Raw genomic sequence first — 22,064 nt, 5'->3', positions numbered from 1 at the left:
GTGATTCATGAGTGTACTGACCCAACCCAAGATCGACTGCCACCACCACATCTTCGACCCGGTGCAGTTCCCCTACGTCGCCGACACCCAGTACCGCCCCGAGGGGCATGAGCTGGGTACCGCGCTGCAGTACGGCGCGGTGATGCAGGCCTACAACATTCGCCACTCGCTGATCGTCGGCCCTACTTCGGGCTACAACACCGACAACCGCTGCCTGCTGGCGGCGCTGGCGGCAAACCCCGGGCGCTCCAAGGGTATTGCCGTGGTGCCGCTGACCATCGGTAGCGACGAACTGGCGACGCTCAAGGCCCAGGGCGTGGTGGGCATCGCCTTCAACGTGGCCATGCTCGGCACCGCGCCGTTCCTGGACGTAGATGGGCTGATGGGGCGCCTGGCCGAGCTGGAGCTGTTCGCCCAGGTGCAGGTGATGGACGACCAGCTGCCCGCGCTGATGCCGCTGCTGACGCGCAACCGCACGCCCCTGCTGATCGACCACAGCGGCCGCCCGGACGTGACGGCGGGGCTTGGCCAGCCGGCGTTCCAGGCGCTGCTGTCGCTGGCAGACAAGGACCGTACCTTCGTGAAACTGTCGGGGCTGTCGAAGTTTTCCCGCCAGGCCTACCCGTGGGCCGACGGCCATCCCTACCAGCTGGCGCTGCTGGAGGCGTTCGGCGCCGAGCGCTGCATGTGGGGGTCGGACTGGCCGTTCCTGCGTGCCAACGAACGCATGGACATCGGCAGCCTGTTGCTGCTGGTGGAGCAACTGTTCCCGGATGAGAAGGTGCGCGAGCAGATTCTGTGGAGCACGCCGAAGCGGGTGTTTGGGTTTACCGAATGATCGGTTGTGCTGCCTGACGCGGCCTTCGGCCGCTGCTACGGGAATGTTTTTTTCGCATGCCATGGAGCAGCGGCCAAAGGCCGCGTCCGAGGCCCTAAATCCGCACGCTGGCAAACGTCGATTCGTTGCGCGCCTGGCTCAACGCCGACATCGGCCCCGACAACGGCGCCAGCACCATGGCCTGCGGAATCGGCATCATGGCCACCTGCTGGGCGGTGTTGGAGCCCACGCGCTCGTCGCGCGGCGGAATGCCGAAGTATTCGCGGTAGCACTTGGAGAAGTGCGGCGTAGACACGAAGCCGCACACCGACGCCACTTCGATGATCGACATGGGCGTCTGCTTGAGCAGCTGCCGCGCGCGAATCAACCGCAGCTTGAGGTAATAGCGCGACGGCGAGCAGTGCAGGTACTTCTGGAACAGCCGCTCCAGCTGTCGGCGCGACACCGACACATACACCGCCAGCTCATCCAGGTCGATCGGCTCTTCCAGGTTGGCTTCCATCAGCGCGACGATTTCCTGCAGCTTCGGCTGGTTGGTGCCCAGCATGTGCTTGAGCGGCACGCGCTGGTGATCCTGCTCGTTGCGGATGCGCTCGTAGACGAACATTTCCGAGATGGCCGCCGACAGCTCGCGGCCGTGGTCGCGGCTGATCAGGTGCAGCATCATGTCCAGCGGCGCGGTGCCGCCGGAGCTGGTGAAGCGGTTGCGGTCGAGGGTGAACAGGCGGGTGCTCATGGCCACCCGCGGGAAGGCTTCCTGCATCGACGCCAGGCACTCCCAGTGCACGCTGCAATCGAAGCCGTCGAGCAGGCCGGCGCAGGCCAGGGCCCAGCTGCCGGTGCACACCGCGCCCAGGCGCTTGGACTGGCGCGCCTGGCTCTGCAGCCAGGTCACGTGCTCGCGGGTCACGGTGCGTTGAATGCCGATGCCGCCACAGACAATCACGGTATCCATGGCCGGAGCCTTGTGCATTGCCGCATCCGGGGTGATCTGCAGGCCGTCGCTGGCCCAGACCTGGCCGCCGTCCACGCTCAGGGTGGTCCAGCGATACAACTCGCGGCCGGACAACTGGTTGGCCATGCGTAGGGGTTCTACTGCAGAGGCCAGGGAAATCAGCGTGAAATTATCCAGCAGCAAAAAGCCGATGGATTGAGGCGTACGGGTCTGGGGTTGGGCCCCGGAGTTGAACGACGTCATCGCGGTATCTCCTCACTCAAAGCGGGTGATGGCCTCAGGCGGAGGCTCTTGTTATGGCCCTGCTTGCTGGAGGGCTTTGCGATGACAACGCAAATGCCATGCCTAAAGTTGAATGGCTATTCAATAAATCCTGAAAACGACGTCGCTCTGCGGCCAGACGTCGCAGCCGGCAAGGTGCCATCCACTGCAGCCCTCAAGGGCTGTGAGCACTTCGGTAGCACTTGTGTGAAGCGACGGGTGGAAGGGGGGAAACGAGTGTCACCCCAAGCACGGGCCGGCGCCCTCCAGGGGAAGTACGCCGGCGCAGTGAACGGTAGGCGCTAAACGCGCCAAAAGGTTGCGAGGCCGCCGCGCCGTGAACGAAAACGGCGCAGGCTCAGCATTCGATGGCGCTGACCGCCAGGCCCCCGCGCGAAGTCTCCTTGTACTTGTCGTGCATGTCGGCGCCGGTGTCGCGCATGGTGCGGATCACCCGGTCCAGGGAGATGAAGTGCTGGCCGTCGCCGCGCAGGGCCATTTGCGCGGCATTGATGGCCTTCACCGCAGCGATGGCGTTGCGCTCGATGCACGGCACCTGCACCAGGCCACCCACCGGGTCACAGGTCAGGCCCAGGTTGTGTTCCAGGCCGATCTCGGCGGCGTTTTCCAGCTGCGCCGGGGTGGCGCCGAGGATCTCCGCCAGGCCTGCCGCCGCCATGGCGCAGGCCGAGCCCACCTCGCCCTGGCAGCCCACCTCGGCGCCGGAAATAGAGGCGTTTTTCTTGCACAGGATGCCGATGGCGGCTGCCGCCAGCAGGTAATCGACGACGTTGGCCTCGCTGACCTCGTCGCTGAACTTCATGTAGTAGTGCAGCACCGCCGGGATGATGCCGGCCGCGCCGTTGGTCGGCGCCGTCACCATGCGCCCGCCGGCGGCGTTCTCCTCGTTCACGGCCAGGGCGAACAGGTTGACCCATTCCATCGCACTGAGCGTGGAGCCGATGACGTTGGGCTTGTTCAGCTCTTGCAGGCTGCGGTGCAGGCGCGCGGCGCGGCGGCGCACGTTGAGGCCACCGGGCAGGATGCCTTCGTGCTTGAGGCCGTGTTCCACGCAGTCCTGCATGGCCCGCCAGAGCTTCATCAGGCCCGCGCGGATCTCCTCCTCGCTGCGCCAGGTCTTCTCGTTGGCCATCATCAATTGCGACACACGCAGGTCGTTTTGCTCGCACAACTCCAGCAGTTCCACCGCCGTGTCGAAGTCGTAGGGCAGCACGGTGTTATCGGCGTCGAGCACGCCGCTGGCGGCCTGGGCCGAGTCCACCACGAAGCCGCCGCCCACCGAATAGTAGGTGTCGCGGTGCAGCTCACCCAACGCGCCTTCGGCGATCAGGGTCATGGCGTTGGGGTGGTACGGCAGGTTCTCGTCGAGCAGCAGCATGTCGCGCTGCCACACGAACGGAATCGGCCGCTCGTTGCCCAATTGCAGGGTGTCGGTTTCACGCAGGGTGGCGATGTGCAGGCTGATGGTAGTGGGGTCCACCGCGTCCGGCCATTCGCCCATCAGGCCCATGATCACGGCGTTGTCGCTGCCATGGCCGACGCCGGTGGCCGACAGCGAGCCGTACAGGCGCACTTCCACCCGTTGCACCTGTTGCAGCTCGCCGCGTTCGCGCAAGCCCTGCACGAACAGCGCGGCGGCGCGCATGGGCCCCACCGTGTGGGAGCTGGACGGCCCGATGCCGATCTTGAACAGGTCAAACACACTGATTGCCATTGCCGCGCACCTCCTGATTTGGGCAGACCGGGCCGCCACGGGCGGCCGCTGGCGCAACTGCTACGCTTGAGCCGCGTGCGCCGGATTGCCTTCATCATCGGCTTTGCGGCGCAGGGCGCGACGTCTGCAACCGACCCGCTCATGCCCAGCAACGCCTGCGCCCCCAGGAAGGCGTTTTCAGCCATGCCGCTGGTCCAGAATCACGCTTGCAGGGTGCGGAAAATCTGTAAGCGACGTCACCGGCACTGGAAGCGACTCCCTATGTACTGGTTACGACCCCCCCTGTAGGCGCGGGATTTTCACTGGTCCATGATCAATCTCGACTCGATTGCAAGGCACCCGGTTAGCGCTGTCCCAGCGGCGCACCGCCCGCCACCCAACCGCGACCAGAAAGCGGGTCAGCCTGAGCAGGCCGCCCGAGAAAAAACATCCAGGAGCGCAACCCCATGAAAGGTTCACCATCGTTGTTGTTGGCCGCCATGTTGAGTCTGCCGATGCTGGCCCACGCCGCAGAACCGGCCCAATGCGACACCGTCAATTTCTCCGACGTCGGCTGGACCGACATCACTGTCACCACCGCCGTCACCAGCGCCGTGCTGCAGTCGCTGGGCTACAAGACCAACACCACCATGATTTCCGTGCCCGTGACCTACAAGTCCCTGGCCGACGGCAAGAACATGGACGTATTCCTCGGCAACTGGATGCCGACCATGGAGAACGACATCAAGCCGTACCGTGATGCCGGCACCGTGGAGACCGTGCGCGCCAACCTGGAAAACGCCAAGTACACCCTGGCCGTGCCCCAGGCGCTCTACGACAAGGGCCTGCATGACTTCAGCGACATCGTCAAATTCAAGAAGGAACTGGACGGCAAGATCTACGGCATCGAGCCGGGCAACGACGGCAACCGCCTGATCCAGAGCATGATCGACAAGAACGCCTTCGGCTTGAAAGACGCCGGCTTCAAGGTAGTGGAGTCGAGCGAGGCCGGCATGCTCAGCCAGGTGGACCGCGCCAACCGCCGCGGCACCGACGTGGTGTTCCTGGGCTGGGAACCGCACCCGATGAACACCCGCTTCAAGATCAAGTACCTGACCGGCGGCGACGACTACTTCGGCCCCAACTTCGGCCAGGCCACCATCTATACCAACGTGCGCAAGGGCTACACCCAGGAATGCAGCAACGTCGGCCAGCTGTTGAAGAACCTGGCCTTCACCCTGCCGATGGAAAGCTCGCTGATGGGCAATATCCTCGACGACAAGATGAAGCCTGACGCCGCCGCCAAGGCGTGGCTGAAGAAAAACCCCCAGGTGCTCGACACCTGGCTGGCGGGCGTGACCACCGTGGATGGCAAACCAGGCCTGGAAGCCGCAAAAGCCAAGCTTGCGCAGTAACCGCAGACCTTGCGGCGGGTGCGCCCGCCGCAAGTCGTTCTTTCAACTTGCATGCGGACGTTCACTACCATGCTGACAGATCATAAAATCCCGCTGGGCCAATACATCGCCAGCTTCGTCGACTGGCTGACGCGACACGGCGCCAGCACCTTCGACGCCATCTCCTCCTCCCTCGAAGCGATGATCCACGGCCTGACGTTCTGCCTGACCTGGTTCAACCCATTCGCCCTGATCTTCCTGATAGCCGCGCTGGCGCACTTCATCCAGCGAAAATGGGGGCTGACCGCCTTCGTGGTGCTGTCGTTCCTGCTGATCCTGAACCTTGGCTACTGGCAGGAAACCATGGAAACCCTGGCCCAGGTGCTGTTCGCCACCCTGGTGTGCGTGGCCGTGGGCGTGCCGCTGGGTATCGTCGCGGCACACAAGCCAATGTTCTACACCATGATGCGCCCCGTGCTCGACCTGATGCAGACCGTACCGACCTTCGTGTACCTGATCCCAACCCTCACTCTGTTCGGCCTGGGCGTGGTGCCGGGGCTGATTTCCACGGTGGTGTTCGCCATTGCCGCGCCCATCCGCCTGACGTACCTGGGCATCCGCGACGTGCCCCACGAGTTGCTGGACGCCGGCAAGGCCTTCGGGTGCTCGCGCAGCCAGCTGCTGTCGCGCATCGAACTGCCGCACGCCATGCCCAGCATCGCCGCCGGCATTACCCAATGCATCATGCTGTCGCTGTCGATGGTGGTCATCGCCGCCCTGGTGGGCGCCGACGGCCTGGGCAAACCCGTGGTCAACGCACTGAACACCGCCGATATCGCCCTGGGCTTCGAAGCTGGCCTGGCCATCGTGCTGCTGGCGATCATGCTCGACCGTATCTGCAAACAACCCGAGCCAAAGGTAGGGGGTGACGCATGAGCATAATCCGCTTCGACAAGGTAGACGTGGTCTTCTCCAATAAACCGCGGGAGGCCCTCAGCCTGCTGGACCAGGGCCTGTCGCGGGACCAGATCCTGAAGAAGACCGGCCAGGTGGTAGGCGTGGAAAAGGCCAGCCTGGACATCAACAAGGGCGAGATCTGCGTGCTGATGGGCCTGTCGGGCTCGGGCAAGTCCAGCCTGCTGCGCTGCATCAACGGCCTCAACACGGTAAGCCGCGGCAACCTGTTCATCGAGCACGAAGGTGCGCAGATCGACATCGCCAACTGCACCCCGGCCGAACTCAAGCTGATGCGCACCAAGCGCATCGCCATGGTGTTCCAGAAGTTCGCCCTGATGCCCTGGCTGACGGTGCGCGAGAACATCAGCTTCGGCCTGGAAATGCAGGGCCGTCCGGAGAAGGAACGCCGCCAGCTGGTGGACGAGAAGCTGGAACTGGTGGGCCTGACCCAATGGCGCAACAAGAAGCCCGACGAGCTGTCCGGCGGCATGCAGCAGCGGGTGGGCCTGGCCCGCGCCCTGGCCATGGACGCCGACATCCTGCTGATGGACGAGCCCTTCTCGGCCCTCGACCCGCTGATTCGCCAAGGCCTGCAGGACGAACTGCTGGCCCTGCAGAACAAGCTCAGCAAGACCATCGTCTTCGTCAGCCACGACCTGGACGAGGCACTGAAGCTGGGTAGCCGCATCGCCATCATGAAAGACGGCAAGATCATCCAGTACAGCAAGCCCGAAGAGATCGTACTCAACCCTGCCGACGACTACGTGCGTACCTTCGTTGCCCACACCAACCCGCTGAACGTGCTGTGCGGCCGCAGCCTGATGCGCACGCTGGACAACTGCAAGCGCATCAACGGCTCGGTGTGCCTGGACCCGGGTGGCGACTCTTGGCTGGACCTGGCCGAAGGCAACACCATCAAGGGTGCGCGCCAGGGCGCCGGCGTGCTGGACCTGCAGAACTGGGTGCCGGGGCAGGCCGTGGACGGCCTGGGGCGCCAACCGACGCTGGTGGGCGCCGACATCGGCATGCGCGACGCGCTGCAGATTCGCTACCACACCGGCAACAAGCTGGTGTTGCACGACAACAACCGGGTGGTGGGTATCCTGGGTGACAGCGAGCTGTACCACGCGCTGCTGGGTAAGAATCTAGGGTGAGCCTGACGCGGCCTGCGGCCGCTGCTACATGTAGCAGCGGCCGCAGGCCGCGTCCCCCATCAACGGCGAATAAACTCCCGCCCACCCAACGCCAGCAACTCCGCCTGCATCTGTTCCAGGCGGTCCTCTTCTTCTTTCGCGTCCTGCTTCATGGCCTTCACCAGGCCAAACATGAACAGCACCAGCACCACCGAGAACGGCAGGCCTGCCAGCACCACCATGGTCTGCATGGCTTCGAAGTTGCCTGCGAACAGCAGGCCGATGGTCACTAGCGTGATGATCGCCGACCAGAGGATACGCAACCAGTGAGGGGCATCTTCATCCACGTCGCCGCCTTTGCACGACAGGTTGGCCATCATCACCGCGCCAGAGTCGGCCGGGGTGAGGAACAGCACGAAGCCGACGAAAATAGCCACGCCGATGACAATCTTCGACGCCGGGTAATGGTCCAGCAACTGGTACATGGCCATCGAAGGCTGTTCCAGCGCCGTCTTGCCCAACTCCACCGCATTCTGGTTCATCACCAGGTCCAGTGCGGTATTGCCGAACACCGACAGCCACGCCAGGGTGAAGCCCAACGGAATCAGCAGCACGCCAAACACCAGTTCACGCACGGTGCGGCCACGGGAAATACGCGCGATGAACATGCCCACGAATGGCGCCCAGGAAATCCACCACGCCCAGTAGAACAGGGTCCACAGGCCCAGCCAGCGCTCGGACTTGGCGGTGTCGCCGGTGTACACGTACAGGTCGAAGGTCTTCAGCACCACGCCGTTCAGGTAGTCGCCGATGTTCTGGATGAAGCCGTTGAGCAGGTGCAGCGTGTTGCCGGCCAGCAGCACGAAAATCAGCAGGCCGCTGAACAGCACGATGTTGAGGTTGGACAGCCGGCGAATGCCGTTCTCCACGCCCGACACCGCGGCGATGGTGGCCACCGTGCTCATCACCAGGATCACGATCAGCAGGTTGGTGTTGCTGTGCTGCATGCCGAACAGGTGCTCCAGCCCCGACGACACCTGCATGGCACCGATGCCCAGGTTGGTCACCAGGCCCAGCAGGGTCACGAACATGCCGAAACCGTCCACCGCATCGCCCGCCAGGCCCTTGACCCAGCGCTGGCCCACCAGCGGGTACAGCGCCGAGCGCAGCGCCAGCGGCTGGTTGTGCCGGTAGGCGAAATACGCCACCGCCAGGCCCACCAGCGCATAGATCGCCCAGCCGTGCAGGCCCCAGTGCAGGAACGTCAGTTGAATGGACTGACGAGCGGCTTCATGGCTGGCCGAAACGCCCTCGGGCGGGTTGAAGAAGTGGTCCAGCGGCTCGGAAGCGCCGAAGTACAGCAGCGAAATACCGATGCCCGAGGAGAACAGCATGCCGGCCCACGCGCCGTAGCTGAAATCGGGGGTGTCGTCCTTGGTCCCCAGCTTGAGTTTGCCGAACGAGGTGAACGCCAGCGCCACCACGAACACCAGGTAGGCGCCGATCACCAGCATGTAGTACCAGCCGAAACTTTTCGACAGCCAGTCCTGGGCCACGCCCAGCAAATGCCCGGCCTGCTGGGGTGCGGCGATCAGCACCGCGGTGAGCAGCAATATCAGAATCGTCGATGCGTAGAACACGACGGGGTTGAGCCGAACCCTTTCGGTGGGGTTCTTGATCAAGGAGGCAGAACTCATGGCACAGATGCTCCAGGCAGTGCGAGAGAAGGACACACAGGGACTCATTCCTTTGGCGAATGGAGCAATTCCCACACGCCAAGGAGTGATATAAAGCACCTCGATTTTTTTCGGAGTGCCATTTGTGCCACCAGGACGCCCGCAAAGCATGTCAATGGCACAAATTGTCGCAGAGCTTATTCTTTGTTGATTGAACGTTCAATCAAAACAAAATAGACTGGTCTTCGCCGAGACGGGCGGCTTGCTGTCCGTCGCAAGGCCAAAGGAGAAGTTTTCAATGCCCAAGGTCGGTATGCAGCCCATACGCCGCCAGCAGTTGATCGAAGCCACTTTGCTTGCGGTCGACCAGGTCGGGATGGCAGATGCCAGCATTGCGCTGATCGCCCGCTTGGCAGGGGTGTCGAACGGAATCATCAGTCACTACTTTCAGGACAAGAACGGCCTGATCGCGGCGACCATGCGCTACCTGATGAACGCCCTGATCGAAAACGTCCGGGCCCGGCGCCAGGCACTGGGGGACGAAAGCCCCCGCACCCACCTGCAGGTGATCATCGAAGGCAACTTCGACGCCAGCCAGGTCAACGGCCCGGCGATGAAAACCTGGCTGGCCTTCTGGGCCGCCAGCATGCACCAGCCGTCTTTGCACCGGTTGCAGCGGATCAACGACCACCGCCTGTATTCCAACCTGTGCTGCCAGTTCCGCCGCGTCTTGCCGCAGGAACAGGCACGCACCGCCGCCCGCGGGCTGGCGGCGCTGATCGACGGGCTGTGGTTGCGCGGCGCGCTCTCGGGCGACGCCTTTGACACTGACCAGGCGGTGCAGATCGCCTACGAATACATGGATCAGCAACTGGCGAAGCAGATGAACTAGCGGCAAGCCGCTCGCATCTGCCCAGCTCCCAGACAAGCACTTGCGAGGACACTATGGCCCGTTTCGAACTGCAAAAACTCTACATTGACGGCGGTTACGTGGACGCTTCCAGCGACGCCACCTTCGACGCCATCAACCCGGCCAACGGCGAAGTCCTTGCCCAAGTGCAACGGGCGACCGAGGCCGACGTGGAGCGCGCCGTGGTCAGCGCCGAAAAGGGCCAGAAAGTCTGGGCCGCCATGACCGCCATGGAGCGTTCGCGCATCCTGCGCCGCGCCGTGGACATCCTGCGCGAGCGCAACGACGAGCTGGCCGCCCTGGAAACCCTGGACACCGGCAAGGCCTACTCGGAAACCCGCTACGTGGACATCGTCACCGGTGCCGACGTGCTGGAATACTACGCAGGCCTGGTGCCGGCCATCGAAGGCGAGCAGATCCCGCTGCGCGACACCTCGTTCGTCTACACCCGCCGCGAGCCGCTGGGCGTGACCGTGGGCATCGGCGCCTGGAACTACCCGATCCAGATCGCCCTGTGGAAATCGGCCCCGGCCCTGGCCGCCGGCAACGCGATGATCTTCAAGCCCAGCGAAGTCACCTCGCTGACCACCCTGAAACTGGCCGAGATCTACACCGAGGCCGGCCTGCCAGCAGGCGTGTTCAACGTGCTGACCGGCAGCGGCCGCGAAGTGGGCAGCTGGCTGACCGAGCACCCGCGCATCGAGAAAATCTCCTTCACCGGCGGCACCGACACCGGCAAGAAGGTCATGGCCAGCGCCTCCAGCAGCTCGCTGAAGGAAGTGACCATGGAACTGGGCGGCAAGAGCCCGTTGATCATCTTCGACGACGCCGACCTGGACCGCGCCGCCGACATCGCCATGATGGCCAACTTCTACAGCTCGGGCCAGGTGTGCACCAACGGCACCCGCGTGTTCGTGCCCAACGCCCTAAAGGCCGCCTTCGAAGCCAAGATCGTCGAGCGCGTGCAGCGCATTCGCGTCGGCAACCCGGAAAACGAAAACACCAACTTCGGCCCGCTGGTGAGCTTCGCCCACATGGAAAGCGTGCTGGGCTACATCGCCAAGGGCAAGGAAGAAGGCGCCCGCGTGCTGTGCGGCGGCCAGCGCCTGACCGAGGGCGAGTTCGCCCAGGGCGCCTACGTGGCCCCGACCGTGTTCACCGACTGCCGCGACGACATGACCATCGTCCGTGAAGAGATCTTCGGGCCGGTGATGGCCATCCTCGGCTACGACACCGAGGAAGAAGTGATCCGCCGTGCCAACGACACCGACTTCGGCCTGGCCGCCGGTATCGTCACCCAGAACCTGACCCGCGCACACCGCGTGATTCACCAACTGGAAGCCGGTATCTGCTGGATCAACGCCTGGGGCGAATCCGACGCCAAGATGCCAGTGGGCGGCTACAAGCAGTCGGGCGTGGGCCGCGAGAACGGCATCAGCTCGCTGAACCAGTACACCCGGATCAAATCGATCCAGGTCGAGCTGGGCGAGTACGCCTCGGTCTTCTAAAGCCGCCCCGCCACCCCGTAGGAGCCGACCTTGGTCGCGATGCAGACGCCGCGCGACCAAGTCGAACGCAGCGATGCCATCGCGACCAAGGTCGGCTCCTACAGTCCCCACATCCACCTGAGGATGCTATTTCATGTCCAAAGAATTCGATTACATCATCATCGGTGCCGGCTCGGCCGGTAACACCCTGGCCACCCGCCTGACCGAAGACAAAGGCGTCACCGTCCTGCTGCTGGAAGCCGGCGGCCCTGACTACCGTGCCGACTTCCGCACCCAGATGCCCGCCGCCCTGGCCTTCCCGCTGCAGGGCCGCCGCTACAACTGGGCCTACGAGACCGACCCAGAGCCGCACATGAACAACCGCCGCATGGAATGCGGCCGCGGCAAGGGCCTGGGTGGCTCGTCGTTGATCAACGGCATGTGCTACATCCGCGGCAACGCCATGGACTACGACGGCTGGGCCAAGCTGCCGGGCCTGGAAGACTGGACCTACCTGGACTGCCTGCCGTACTTCCGCAAGGCCGAAACCCGTGACATCGGCCCCAACGACTACCACGGCGGCGAAGGCCCGGTCAGCGTCACCACGCCCAAGGCCGGCAACAACCCGCTGTTCCACGCCATGGTCGAGGCCGGCGTGCAGGCCGGCTACCCGCGCACCGACGACCTCAACGGTTACCAGCAGGAAGGCTTCGGCCCCATGGACCGCACCGTGACGCCCAAGGGCCGTCGCGCCAGCACCGCCCGTGGCTACCTGGACACCGCCAAGCAGCGCGACACCCTGACCATCGTCACCCATGCGCTGACCGACCGCATCCTGTTCGACGGCAAGCGCGCCGTGGGCGTGGCCTACCTGGTGGGCGAGAGCAACACTCCGGTAGAAGCCCGTGCCCGCAAGGAAGTGCTGCTGTGCAGCGGCGCCATCGCCTCGCCGCAGATCCTCCAGCGTTCGGGCGTGGGCCCGAAAGACCTGCTCAAGAGCCTGGACATCCCGGTGGTGCACGACCTGCCTGGCGTCGGCCAGAACCTGCAGGACCACCTGGAAATGTACCTGCAGTACGCCTGCACCAAGCCGGTGTCGCTGTACCCGTCGCTGCTGTGGTGGAACCAGCCGGCCATCGGCGCCGAGTGGATGTTCAACGGCACCGGCATCGGCGCCAGCAACCAGTTCGAGGCCGGCGGCTTCATTCGTTCGCGCCCGGAATTCGAATGGCCGAACATCCAGTACCACTTCCTGCCGGTGGCGATTAACTACAACGGCAGCAACGGTGTGAAAGAGCACGGCTTCCAGGCCCACGTGGGCTCCATGCGCTCGCCGAGCCGTGGCCGCGTGCAGCTGAAATCGAAGAACCCGCGCGAATACCCGAGCATCCTGTTCAACTACATGGCCACCGAGCAGGACTGGCAGGAATTCCGCGACGGCATCCGCCTGACCCGCGAGATCATGCAGCAGCCCGCCCTGGACGAGTTCCGTGGCCGCGAGATCAGCCCGGGCATCGAGGTGCAGACCGACGAGCAACTGGACAAGTTCGTGCGCGAGCACGCCGAGACCGCGTTCCACCCGTCCTGCTCGTGCAAGATGGGCACCGACGAAATGGCCGTGGTCGATGGCCAGGGCCGCGTGCATGGCCTGCAAAGCCTGCGCGTGGTGGACGCCTCGATCATGCCGATCATCACCACCGGCAACCTCAACGCGCCGACGATCATGATGGCCGAGAAAATCGCCGACAAGATTCGTGGCCGCCAGCCGTTGCCGCGCAGCACTGCCGACTACTACGTGGCCGGTGATGCACCGGTGCGCAAGGCTCCGCTGCGCTCCGTCAGCCTGTAATCCTTGTGGGAGCTGGCTTGCCAGCGAGCTTTTGAGGCCTCAGAAGCTCGCTGGCAAGCCAGCTCCCACGTTGCCAGACAAACCCTTGCGACAAATCACCGCACCCACCTAAGCTAGGCACTCCCCCACACAAGCAAGGGATGTCATGCCGGCCCTTCTAGACCCCCGCACCGCCAAGCTGCTGCCCTGGGTAGTCGCCATCGCTTTCTTCATGCAGTCCCTGGACGGCACCATCCTCAACACCGCCCTGCCCGCCATGGCCCGCGACCTGGCCGAAGACCCGCTGCGCATGCAGTCGGTGGTCATCGCCTACATGCTCACCGTGGCCCTGCTGATCCCGGCCTCGGGCTGGATCGCCGACCGTTTCGGCACCAAGCGCGTGTTCTTCAGCGCCATCGCCCTGTTCAGCCTCGGCTCGCTGGCCTGCGCGCTGTCGGGCAGCCTCACGGTGCTGATCATCTCCCGCGTGCTGCAGGGGCTGGGCGGCGCCTTGATGCTGCCGGTGGGCCGGCTGGTGGTGCTGCGCGCCTACCCGCGCTCGGAGCTGGTGCGCATCCTCGGTTTCGTCACCATTCCCGGCCTGCTGGGCCCGCTGATCGGCCCCACCATGGGCGGCTGGATGGTGGAGTACCTGAGCTGGCACTGGATCTTCCTGATCAACCTGCCCGTGGGCCTGCTGGGCTGCTGGGCGGTGTGGAGCATCGTCCCGGACCTGCGCGGCAGCAGCCGCACGCACTTCGATACCCTGGGCTTCCTGATGTTCGGCGCCGCCATGGTGCTGATCACTATCGCCATGGAAGGCCTGGGCGAGCTGCACCTGCCGCACCTGCGGGTGATGCTGCTGTTGTTCGCCGGCATGGCCTGCCTGGCCGCCTATTGGGTGCGCGCCGCCCACGACCCGGAGCCACTGTTCTCGCCTACCCTGTTCCGCACGCGCACCTTCGCCGTGGGCATCCTGGGCAACCTGTTCGCCCGCCTGGGCAGCGGCGCCCTGCCGTTCCTGGTGCCGTTGCTGCTGCAGGTGGCGCTGGGCTATTCGCCAGCGCAGGCGGGCATGAGCATGCTGCCGCTGGCGGCCTCGGCCATGCTGGCCAAGTCGGTGGCGCGGCCGCTGATCGAGCGCTTCGGCTACCGCATCGTGCTCACCGCCAACACCCTGGCCCTGGGCCTGATGCTGGCCAGCATGGGCCTGGTGACGCCGGACACGCCCTACGTGGTGCTGCTGGTGCAGCTGGGCATCATGGGCGCAGTGAACTCGCTGCAGTTCACCGCCATGAACACCGTGACCCTGATCGACCTCGACGACGCCAGCGCCAGCAGCGGCAACAGCCTGCTGTCGGTGGTGGCGCAGCTGTCCCTGAGCCTGGGCGTGGCCTGCGCCGGGGCCCTGCTGGGCGGCTTCAGCACCGAGGCCGGCACCAACGTGCTGCAGGCGTTCCAGCTGACCTTCCTGACCATCGGCATCATGGCCATGCTGGCGGCGGCGATATTCGTGCAGCTGTCGAACAAGGACGGTAAAAAGGACAGCAGCAACGCTGTTCGTCCGGAACCGGAGATAGAGGCTTAGGGCCAAAGGCCATGGGGCTGGTACACTGCGCGACATTTTGTTTTGCAGGCCAGTCCCGTGACCACCATCGCCACCGCTTTTAACACTTTGCCTTTGTCCGCCGCCATGCTGGCCAACCTGGAATCCCTCGGGTATGCGCAGATGACGCCGATCCAGGCGCAAAGCTTGCCGGTGATCCTCAAGGGCATGGACCTGATCGCCCAGGCCAAGACCGGTAGCGGCAAGACCGCGGCCTTCGGCATCGGCCTGCTGAACCCGATCAACCCGCGCTACTTCGGTTGCCAGGCACTGATCATGTGCCCGACCCGCGAGCTGGCCGACCAGGTGGCCAAGGAAATTCGCCGCCTGGCCCGCGCCGAAGACAACATCAAGGTGCTGACCCTGTGCGGCGGCGTGTCGTTCGGCCCGCAGATCGCCTCGCTGGAACACGGCGCGCACATCATCGTCGGCACCCCGGGGCGCATCCAGCAGCACCTGCGCAAGGGCTCGCTGGTACTCGACGGCCTCAACACCCTGGTGCTCGACGAAGCCGACCGCATGCTCGACATGGGCTTCTACGACGCCATCGAAGACATCATCGAGCAGACCCCGGCGCGTCGCCAGACCCTGCTGTTCTCGGCCACCTACCCGGTGGGCATCAAGCAGCTGGCGTCGAAGTTCATGCGCGACCCGCAGACCGTCAAGGCCGAATCGCTGCACGCCGACAGCCAGATCGAGCAGCGTTTCTACGAGATCAACCCGGAAGAACGCCTGGGCGCCGTGACCAAGGCCCTGGGGCACTTCCGCCCGCAATCGTGCGTGGCGTTCTGCTTCACCAAGCAGCAGTGCCAGGAAGTGGTCGACCACCTGGTGGCCAAGGGCATCAGCGCCGTGGCCCTGCACGGCGACCTGGAACAGCGCGACCGCGACCAGGTGCTGGCGATGTTCGCCAACCGCAGCACCTCGGTGCTGGTAGCCACCGACGTGGCCGCCCGCGGCCTGGACATCGACGCCCTGGACATGGTGATCAACGTCGAGCTGGCGCGCGACTCGGAAATCCACATTCACCGCGTGGGCCGCACCGGCCGTGCCGGCGAGAACGGCCTGGCCGTCAGCTTCGTGGCCCCGGCCGAGGCCCACCGCGCCCAGGCCATCGAGCAGCTGCAGAAGGCGCCGCTCAACTGGCAGCCGCTGGACAGCCTGGTCGCCAAGGGCGGCGGCCCGCTGCTGCCGGCCATGAGCACCCTGTGCATCGCCGCCGGCCGCAAGGACAAGGTACGCCCAGGCGACATCCTCGGCGCCCTGACCGGCGATGCCGGCATCCCGGGCACCCAGGTCGGCAAGATCGCGATCTTCGACTTCCAGGCCTACGTGGCCGTGGACCGCGACATCGCCAAGCAGGCCCTGCAACGCCTGAACAACGGCAAGATCAAGGGCCGCTCGCTGCGCGTGCGTATTCTCTGATCACCTGAATCTCCGTAGCCGCTGCCGCCAGGCTGCGCTGGCCCTTTACCCCGCTGAAAATCTCCAGCGGGCACCCCGGCCAGCGCAGCCTGGCGGCAGCGGCTACGGTGTTGTGACACCCCCCATTTCGAGGATGATGTTGTGCGCTCTACCGACGTTGTGATCATTGGCGCAGGGGCCGCCGGCCTGATGTGCGCCTTCAGCGCCGCCGCCCGCGGCCGCCAGGTGCTGCTCATCGATCACGCCAACAAGGCCGGCAAGAAGATCCTGATGTCCGGCGGTGGGCGCTGCAACTTCACCAACATGTACGCCGAACCCGCCAACTTCCTCTCGCAGAACCCGCACTTCTGCAAGTCGGCCCTGGCCCGCTATACCCAGTGGGACTTCATCGCCATGGTGGCCAAGCACGGCGTGCCGTACCACGAGAAGAAGCTGGGCCAGCTGTTCTGCGACAACAAGTCCAGCGACATCCTGGAAATGCTCCTCGAAGAGTGCAACCAGGTGAACGTCGACCTGCGTCTGGACACCTCGGTGCAACACATCGAGAAGACCGCCAGCGGCTACCTGCTGAGCACCAGCATGGGCCAGGTGGGCTGCCAGTCGCTGGTGATCGCCACCGGCGGCCTGTCGATTCCGACCCTGGGCGCCACCGGCTTCGGCTACCAGATTGCCCGCCAGTTCGGCCACGACGTGCTGCCTACCCGTGCCGGCCTGGTGCCGTTCACCATCACCGACCAGCTCAAGGAGCTGTGCACCGAGCTGTCGGGCACCTCGGTGGACTGCCTGGTGAGCTGCAACGACCAGGCGTTCCGCGAGAACATCCTGTTCACCCACCGCGGCCTCAGCGGCCCGGCGATCCTGCAGATTTCCTCGTTCTGGCACCCCGGTGACACGGTGGAGATCAACCTGCTGCCCGACCACGACGCGCTGGACTGGCTGCAACAACAGCAGGCCGAGCGCCCCAACAGCGAGCTGAAGACCTTGCTGGGCGAACTCTTCACCAAGAAGATGGCCAACCTGCTGGCCGAGCACTGGTTCGCCTCCAAGCCGATGAAGCAGTACACCCCGGCCGAGCTGCGCGACGTGGCGCAGAAGCTTGGCGCCTGGCAGGTCATCCCCGCCGGCACCGAGGGCTACCGCACCGCCGAAGTGACCCTGGGCGGCGTCGACACCCGCGAAGTGTCGTCCAAGACCATGGAGTCGCTGAAAAGCCCGGGCCTGTATTTCGTCGGTGAAGTGCTGGACGTCAGCGGCCATCTGGGCGGTTTCAACTTCCAGTGGGCGTGGGCCTCGGGCTACGCCGCGGCGCAGTTCGTCTAAAACGGCGCGGGCAGTATCCCGGAACAAATTTTGCTGGTAATAAGGGAGCGGCGACAGAGAATCGCCGCTCGCCACGGCTCTATTTAGCTCATCTGCCCAACAGGTTCGCCCCCCTCTATGGCATCGACCTCGTTTCGCCAATCCATGCGCCGGCTTTGGGCGCTCGACAAGTTCAGCTACAGCGTGCGGGTGTTCATCGCCCTCACCGGCTCCATGGCGTTCTGCTGGTACCAGAAGGAAATGCATGCGCTGATCCCGATCTTCCTGGGGATTATTGCCTGCGCCCTGGCCGAGACCGACGACAACTGGCAGGGCCGGGTCAAGGCCCTGGCGGTGACGCTGGTGTGCTTCAGCTGCTCGGCGCTGTCGGTGGAGCTGCTGTTCCCCTACCCCTATTTATTCGTCTGCGCCCTGGCCCTGGCCGCCTTCGGGCTGACCATGCTCGGCGCCCTGGGCGAACGCTACAACGCGGTGGCCTACGCCACGCTGATCGTGGCGGTGTACACCATGATCGGCGTGGACCAGCGCGGCGGCGAGACCAGCAACTTCTGGGAAGAACCGCTGCTGCTGGTCACTGGCGCCGCCTGGTACGGGCTGCTGTCGGTGCTGTGGCAGGCGCTGTTCGCCAACCAGCCGGTGCAGCAGGCCCTGGCCAAGCTGTTCCGCGAACTGGGCTATTACCTCAAGCTCAAGGCCAGCCTGTTCGAGCCCATCCGCGGCCTGGACGTTGAAGCCCGGCGCCTGGAGCTGGCCAAGCAGAACGGCCGCGTGGTGGCGGCGCTCAACTCCACCAAGGAAATCATCCTGCACCGCGTGGGCGGCGGCCGGCCGGGGTCGAAGATCAGCCGCTACCTGAAGCTGTACTTCCTGGCGCAGGACGTCCACGAGCGCGCCAGTTCCTCGCACTACCCCTACAACGCCCTGTCCGAAGCCTTCTTCCACAGCGACGTACTGTTCCGCTGCCAGCGCCTGTTGCGCCAGCAGGGTGCCGCCTGCCGGCGCCTGTCGGAGTCGATCCAGCTGCGCCAGCCGTTCGTCTACGACGACAGCTTCGCCGAGGCCCTGGGCGACCTGCATGCCTCCCTCGAGCACCTGCGCATCCAGAGCAACCCGGCCTGGCGCGGCCTGCTGCGCTCGCTGCGCGCGCTGGCGGCCAACCTGGCTACCCTCGACCGCCTGCTCAGCGACGCCAGCAACCCCGACAAGCTGGCCGACGAAAGCGACAGCAGCCTGCTGGACCGCTCGCCACGCACGCTCAAGGACATGTGGGCGCGCGTACGCCAGAACCTGACGCCCACCTCGCTGCTGTTCCGCCACGCCCTGCGCCTGCCCCTGGCGGTGTCGGTGTGCTACGCCATCGTGCACCTGGTGCCCACCACCCAAAGCTACTGGATCATGCTGACCACAGTGTTCGTCTGCCAGCCCAGCTACGGCGCCACCCGCCGCAAACTGGGCCAGCGCATCGTCGGCACGGCCATCGGCCTGACCCTGGGCTGGGCGCTGTTCGACCTGTTCCCCAGCCCGCTGATCCAGTCGATGTTCGCCATCGCCGCCGGCCTGGTGTTCTTCGTCAACCGCACCACGCGCTACACCGTGTCCACGGCGGGCATTACCCTGATGGTGCTGTTCTGCTTCAACCAGGTGGGCGACGGCTACGGGCTGTTCCTGCCGCGCCTGGTGGACACCCTGATCGGCAGCCTGATCGCCATCATGGCGGTGTTCCTGTTCCTGCCCGACTGGCAGGGCCGCCGCCTGAACAAGGTGCTGGCCAACACCCTGAGCTGCAACAGCATCTACCTGCGGCAGATCCTGGAGCAGTACGCCCGGGGCAAGCGCGACGACCTCAGCTACCGCCTGGCGCGCCGCAACGCCCACAACGCCGACGCGGCGCTGTCGACCACGCTGGCGAACATGCTCATGGAGCCGGGGCACTTCCGCAAGGAAGCCGACGTCGGCTTCCGCTTCCTGGTGCTGTCGCACACGCTGCTCAGCTACCTGTCGGGCCTGGGCGCGCACCGCGCCACCGAGCTGCCGGAGCCGGTGCGCAGCGAGCTGATCGAGGGCACCGGCCTGACCCTGGCCGCCAGCATCGACGAAATTGCCACCAGCCTGGCGAACAAGACCCCGGTGGCGCTGCACAGCGACGCCGAGGAAGCCCTGGCCAACGCGCTGGAGCAGATGCCCGAGGAAATCGACGAAGGCCAGCGCCTGGTGCAGACGCAACTGGCACTGATCTGCCGCCAGCTGGGGCCGCTGCGCACCCTGGCGGCGCACCTGATCAAGGACAAGGCCGCGCCGGCGGCGGCCTGATCACATGCCGTACTGCTTGAGCAGGCGCGCGTAGCTGCCATCGGCCTGCATCTGGCCGATGGCCTTGTCGAAGGCGGCGACGATCTTGTCGTGGTCAGGGTTCTTCAGGCTGACCAGAATGTGCAGGTGGTTGAGGCTCAGCGGCTGCGGCAGGAACTCCACCTGGTCGCGCACCCGGGCCACCTCGTGGCTGAGGTAATAGCGCGCCACGTACTCGTCCTCCAACGTCAGCTCCACCCGCTGGGCCGCCAGCATGCGCACGCCCATGGAGAAGTTGTGTACCTGCACCTTCTGCAGCAGGTCGTCGTTGTCGAACGCGCCGGAGTAGGCATAGCCGCGCACCACCGCCACACGGTAGGGGTGCAACGCGTCGAGGTCGCCACTGAAGGTAATGGGCGAGCCCTTGCGCTTGAGGAACAGGATGCGGTTCTGCAGGTAGCTGCCGGAGAACTCGCCGATGTGCGTGCGCTCCTCGTTGTACCAGGCGTTGACCAGCACGTCGTAGTGGCCTTCCTCGATACCCAGCAACGCGCGCGCCCAGGGCACCTGCTCGAACTGGCTGGCGTAGCCGGCCCGGGCCAGCGCGGTGGTGACCAGCTCGGTGGCCAGGCCGCCGTTGACCATGGTGGCGTCGGTGAACGGCGGCCAGGCATCGGCCACCAGGCGCAATTTATCGGCCCAGGCCACCTGCGCGAACAACAGCAATCCAAGCAAATACGAGGCTCGAAGCAAGTGCAGCATGCTCAAGATCCTGTAGCGGGCTCCTGGCCCGTCGGCGTGGTGGTGCAGCCTGCATTCCCGTACAGAGCCTAGCTCAACATCGACGGAATTGGCCTTGATGCCCCCAGTCTCTTTATGATGACGGTTGGCGAGCGTTTCGTTTTTTCCAGGAGTACACATGACCACCCAATGGGTCTGCAAACACCATGGCGATCTAGGTATCGACCAGCTGTACCGAATTCTGCAATTGCGCACCCAAGTATTTGTGGTGGAGCAGCAATGTCCGTACCAGGAAGTCGACGGGCTGGACCTGGACGGCGACACCTGCCACCTGATGGGCTGGCAGGGCGACCAGCTGGTGGCCTACCTGCGCCTGCTGGACCCCACTGCCCATGACGGCGACGTGGTCATCGGCCGCGTGGTGACCGCGCCGTCCGCCCGCGGCCAGGGCCTGGGCCACGAGCTGCTGGTGCAGGGGCTGTGGCACGCCGACAAGCTGTGGCCGCAGACGCCGATCTACCTGTCGGCCCAGGCGCATCTGCAGGGGTACTACGGCAAGTACGGCTTCGTCGCCGAGGGCGAGGAATACCTGGAGGATGACATTCCCCACATCGGCATGCGCCGGGCCGTGTGATCGGCGTCGTCGCCATCGCGACCAAGGTCGGCTCCTACGGGTGTAGGAGCCGACCTTGGTCGCGATGGCCGTGACGCGCACCTCAGGGGTAGCCCAGGATCTGCTTGATCGCCACCAGGTTGCGGCCGATCCAGGCCTTATCAATCGCTCCCCAATCGCGCACCACGTACTGGCCAATGTGGTTGCGCTCCCCTTCCGCCTGCTCGAACTCGCAGACGATGTCCAGGTCGGCCAACGCCAGCAGCGTGTCCTGGGCGGTGCGCCGGGGCATGCCGGTAGCCTCGGTGATGGCCGGCACGCTGCGGGCGGTGCCGCTGTCGATCAGCCAGGCCACGTAGAGTCGGCGGTAAAAGCTGGTCTTGGTCTTGCTGACTTCCATCGAACGTTCCTTGTCGGTCATTGCGCCAGGTCGCGCCAGGTCAGGTAGATGCGCAGGTCGAATTCCAGCTGATGGTAACCCGGCTGCATGTATTCGCAGAGCTTGTAGAACGCCTTGTTGTGGTCCGATTCCTTCAGGTGGGCCAGTTCGTGCACCACGATCATCTTCAGGAACTGCGGCGCCGCGTCCTTGAACAGCGAGGCGATGCGGATCTCTTTCTTGGCCTTGAGCTTGCCGCCCTGCACCCGTGACACCGCCGTGTGCAGGCCCAGCGCACGGTGGGTCAGGTCCAGGCGGTTGTCGTATAGCACCTTGTCCAGGTTCGGCGCGTTGCGCAGGTGTTCCTGCTTGAGGTCCAACGCGTAGCTGTACAGCGCCTTGTCGCTCTGCACGTCGTGGCGGTCGGGGTAGCGCTGCTGCAGGTAGTCACCCAGGCGCTGTTCGGCCAGCAGGGTGCGCACCTGGTCTTGCAGGTGCTGGGGGTAGGCTTGCAGGTATTTGAGCGGGGTGGTCATGG

Annotated in this window: 18 protein-coding genes; 12 read left to right on the top strand and 6 right to left on the bottom strand. The window is 65.0% G+C overall.

The features are described from left to right. Positions 1 to 7: 7 nt before the first annotated feature. Positions 8 to 838, top strand: a complete 831-nt coding sequence (locus ACWKWX_RS03920; protein ID WP_483827062.1) for an amidohydrolase family protein — start codon at positions 8 to 10, stop codon at positions 836 to 838. Positions 839 to 932: 94 nt separating this feature from the next. On the opposite strand, the gene gbdR is transcribed toward ACWKWX_RS03920, so the two are convergent. Next, on the bottom strand, positions 933 to 2,036 hold the full coding sequence (gbdR, locus tag ACWKWX_RS03915; RefSeq protein ID WP_416427269.1) for a choline metabolism transcriptional regulator GbdR: 1,104 nt from the start codon (positions 2,034 to 2,036) through the stop codon (positions 933 to 935). Positions 2,037 to 2,412: 376 nt separating this feature from the next. Then, entirely contained in the window at positions 2,413 to 3,789 is a 1,377-nt protein-coding gene (locus tag ACWKWX_RS03910; protein ID WP_416427270.1) for an L-serine ammonia-lyase, read from the bottom strand. Positions 3,790 to 4,235: 446 nt separating this feature from the next. Here ACWKWX_RS03910 and choX point away from each other — a divergent pair, with 446 nt between their 5' ends. The 3 genes from choX to choV all read left to right on the top strand — a co-directional run bounded on the left by choX (position 4,236) and on the right by choV (position 7,273). Next, on the top strand, positions 4,236 to 5,183 hold the full coding sequence (gene choX / locus ACWKWX_RS03905; RefSeq protein WP_483827061.1) for a choline ABC transporter substrate-binding protein: 948 nt from the start codon (positions 4,236 to 4,238) through the stop codon (positions 5,181 to 5,183). A gap of 69 nt (positions 5,184 to 5,252) precedes the next feature. Beyond that, on the top strand, positions 5,253 to 6,098 hold the full coding sequence (gene choW / locus ACWKWX_RS03900) for a choline ABC transporter permease subunit (RefSeq protein WP_416427273.1): 846 nt from the start codon (positions 5,253 to 5,255) through the stop codon (positions 6,096 to 6,098). Continuing rightward, positions 6,095 to 7,273: a choline ABC transporter ATP-binding protein gene (gene choV / locus ACWKWX_RS03895; RefSeq protein ID WP_416427274.1), complete on the top strand. Its 1,179-nt coding sequence runs from the start codon at positions 6,095 to 6,097 to the stop codon at positions 7,271 to 7,273. Before choW ends, choV begins: the two co-directional genes overlap by 4 nt. A gap of 59 nt (positions 7,274 to 7,332) precedes the next feature. Here the strand turns inward: choV and ACWKWX_RS03890 are convergent, their stop codons facing one another. Further along, complete coding sequence (locus tag ACWKWX_RS03890) at positions 7,333 to 8,892, bottom strand: BCCT family transporter (protein ID WP_483827114.1); 1,560 nt, start codon at positions 8,890 to 8,892, stop codon at positions 7,333 to 7,335. 334 nt (positions 8,893 to 9,226) lie between these two features. Between ACWKWX_RS03890 and betI the strand changes: the two genes are divergently transcribed. From betI to yccS, 7 genes are all read left to right on the top strand, one after another. Next, entirely contained in the window at positions 9,227 to 9,820 is a 594-nt protein-coding gene (gene betI / locus ACWKWX_RS03885; protein ID WP_416427276.1) for a transcriptional regulator BetI, read from the top strand. Positions 9,821 to 9,873: 53 nt separating this feature from the next. Then, a complete protein-coding gene (gene betB, locus ACWKWX_RS03880; RefSeq protein ID WP_483827060.1) occupies positions 9,874 to 11,346 on the top strand; it encodes a betaine-aldehyde dehydrogenase in 1,473 nt (490 codons plus the stop codon). A 133-nt stretch (positions 11,347 to 11,479) separates the two neighbouring features. Beyond that, positions 11,480 to 13,174, top strand: a complete 1,695-nt coding sequence (gene betA, locus ACWKWX_RS03875; protein ID WP_483827059.1) for a choline dehydrogenase — start codon at positions 11,480 to 11,482, stop codon at positions 13,172 to 13,174. A 145-nt stretch (positions 13,175 to 13,319) separates the two neighbouring features. Then, complete coding sequence (mdtD, locus tag ACWKWX_RS03870; protein ID WP_416427280.1) at positions 13,320 to 14,741, top strand: multidrug transporter subunit MdtD; 1,422 nt, start codon at positions 13,320 to 13,322, stop codon at positions 14,739 to 14,741. Positions 14,742 to 14,846: 105 nt separating this feature from the next. Next, positions 14,847 to 16,184: an ATP-dependent RNA helicase DbpA gene (dbpA, locus tag ACWKWX_RS03865; protein ID WP_416427486.1), complete on the top strand. Its 1,338-nt coding sequence runs from the start codon at positions 14,847 to 14,849 to the stop codon at positions 16,182 to 16,184. 141 nt (positions 16,185 to 16,325) lie between these two features. After that, on the top strand, positions 16,326 to 17,504 hold the full coding sequence (locus ACWKWX_RS03860) for a BaiN/RdsA family NAD(P)/FAD-dependent oxidoreductase (RefSeq protein WP_483827058.1): 1,179 nt from the start codon (positions 16,326 to 16,328) through the stop codon (positions 17,502 to 17,504). A gap of 117 nt (positions 17,505 to 17,621) precedes the next feature. Further along, the gene (gene yccS, locus ACWKWX_RS03855) at positions 17,622 to 19,814 is read left to right on the top strand and encodes a YccS family putative transporter (RefSeq protein ID WP_483827057.1); all 2,193 of its coding nucleotides are present in this window, start codon (positions 17,622 to 17,624) and stop codon (positions 19,812 to 19,814) included. On the opposite strand, the gene ACWKWX_RS03850 is transcribed toward yccS, so the two are convergent. Beyond that, positions 19,815 to 20,555: a substrate-binding periplasmic protein gene (locus ACWKWX_RS03850; RefSeq protein WP_483827056.1), complete on the bottom strand. Its 741-nt coding sequence runs from the start codon at positions 20,553 to 20,555 to the stop codon at positions 19,815 to 19,817. It lies immediately after the preceding gene. A 157-nt stretch (positions 20,556 to 20,712) separates the two neighbouring features. Between ACWKWX_RS03850 and ACWKWX_RS03845 the strand changes: the two genes are divergently transcribed. After that, positions 20,713 to 21,168 carry a GNAT family N-acetyltransferase gene (locus ACWKWX_RS03845; protein WP_416427285.1) on the top strand — a complete coding sequence of 152 codons (456 nt, stop codon included), beginning with the start codon at positions 20,713 to 20,715 and terminating at the stop codon, positions 21,166 to 21,168. A gap of 82 nt (positions 21,169 to 21,250) precedes the next feature. On the opposite strand, the gene ACWKWX_RS03840 is transcribed toward ACWKWX_RS03845, so the two are convergent. Beyond that, positions 21,251 to 21,547 (bottom strand): winged helix-turn-helix domain-containing protein, encoded by a 297-nt coding sequence (locus ACWKWX_RS03840; protein ID WP_483827055.1) that lies wholly within the window; start codon positions 21,545 to 21,547, stop codon positions 21,251 to 21,253. A 17-nt stretch (positions 21,548 to 21,564) separates the two neighbouring features. Continuing rightward, the gene (locus ACWKWX_RS03835) at positions 21,565 to 22,062 is read right to left on the bottom strand and encodes a YgjP-like metallopeptidase domain-containing protein (RefSeq protein ID WP_473004743.1); all 498 of its coding nucleotides are present in this window, start codon (positions 22,060 to 22,062) and stop codon (positions 21,565 to 21,567) included. Positions 22,063 to 22,064 lie beyond the last annotated feature (2 nt).

This window comes from Pseudomonas imperatae, from assembly GCF_057128625.1.
The sequence above is the reverse complement of the archived record's forward strand: the minus strand, read 5'-3'. Positions and strand labels throughout refer to the sequence as shown.

Coding starts and splice junctions, on each gene's coding strand:
- gbdR (WP_416427269.1), bottom strand. CDS start 2,036: ATGACGTCGTTCAACTCCGGGGCCCAACCCCAGACCCGTACGCCTCAA.
- choX (WP_483827061.1), top strand. CDS start 4,236: ATGAAAGGTTCACCATCGTTGTTGTTGGCCGCCATGTTGAGTCTGCCG.
- mdtD (WP_416427280.1), top strand. CDS start 13,320: ATGCCGGCCCTTCTAGACCCCCGCACCGCCAAGCTGCTGCCCTGGGTA.
- dbpA (WP_416427486.1), top strand. CDS start 14,847: ATGCTGGCCAACCTGGAATCCCTCGGGTATGCGCAGATGACGCCGATC.
- ACWKWX_RS03835 (WP_473004743.1), bottom strand. CDS start 22,062: ATGACCACCCCGCTCAAATACCTGCAAGCCTACCCCCAGCACCTGCAA.
- choW (WP_416427273.1), top strand. CDS start 5,253: ATGCTGACAGATCATAAAATCCCGCTGGGCCAATACATCGCCAGCTTC.
- betA (WP_483827059.1), top strand. CDS start 11,480: ATGTCCAAAGAATTCGATTACATCATCATCGGTGCCGGCTCGGCCGGT.
- ACWKWX_RS03850 (WP_483827056.1), bottom strand. CDS start 20,555: ATGCTGCACTTGCTTCGAGCCTCGTATTTGCTTGGATTGCTGTTGTTC.
- ACWKWX_RS03910 (WP_416427270.1), bottom strand. CDS start 3,789: ATGGCAATCAGTGTGTTTGACCTGTTCAAGATCGGCATCGGGCCGTCC.
- ACWKWX_RS03840 (WP_483827055.1), bottom strand. CDS start 21,547: ATGGAAGTCAGCAAGACCAAGACCAGCTTTTACCGCCGACTCTACGTG.
- ACWKWX_RS03920 (WP_483827062.1), top strand. CDS start 8: ATGAGTGTACTGACCCAACCCAAGATCGACTGCCACCACCACATCTTC.
- betI (WP_416427276.1), top strand. CDS start 9,227: ATGCCCAAGGTCGGTATGCAGCCCATACGCCGCCAGCAGTTGATCGAA.
- choV (WP_416427274.1), top strand. CDS start 6,095: ATGAGCATAATCCGCTTCGACAAGGTAGACGTGGTCTTCTCCAATAAA.
- yccS (WP_483827057.1), top strand. CDS start 17,622: ATGGCATCGACCTCGTTTCGCCAATCCATGCGCCGGCTTTGGGCGCTC.
- betB (WP_483827060.1), top strand. CDS start 9,874: ATGGCCCGTTTCGAACTGCAAAAACTCTACATTGACGGCGGTTACGTG.
- ACWKWX_RS03845 (WP_416427285.1), top strand. CDS start 20,713: ATGACCACCCAATGGGTCTGCAAACACCATGGCGATCTAGGTATCGAC.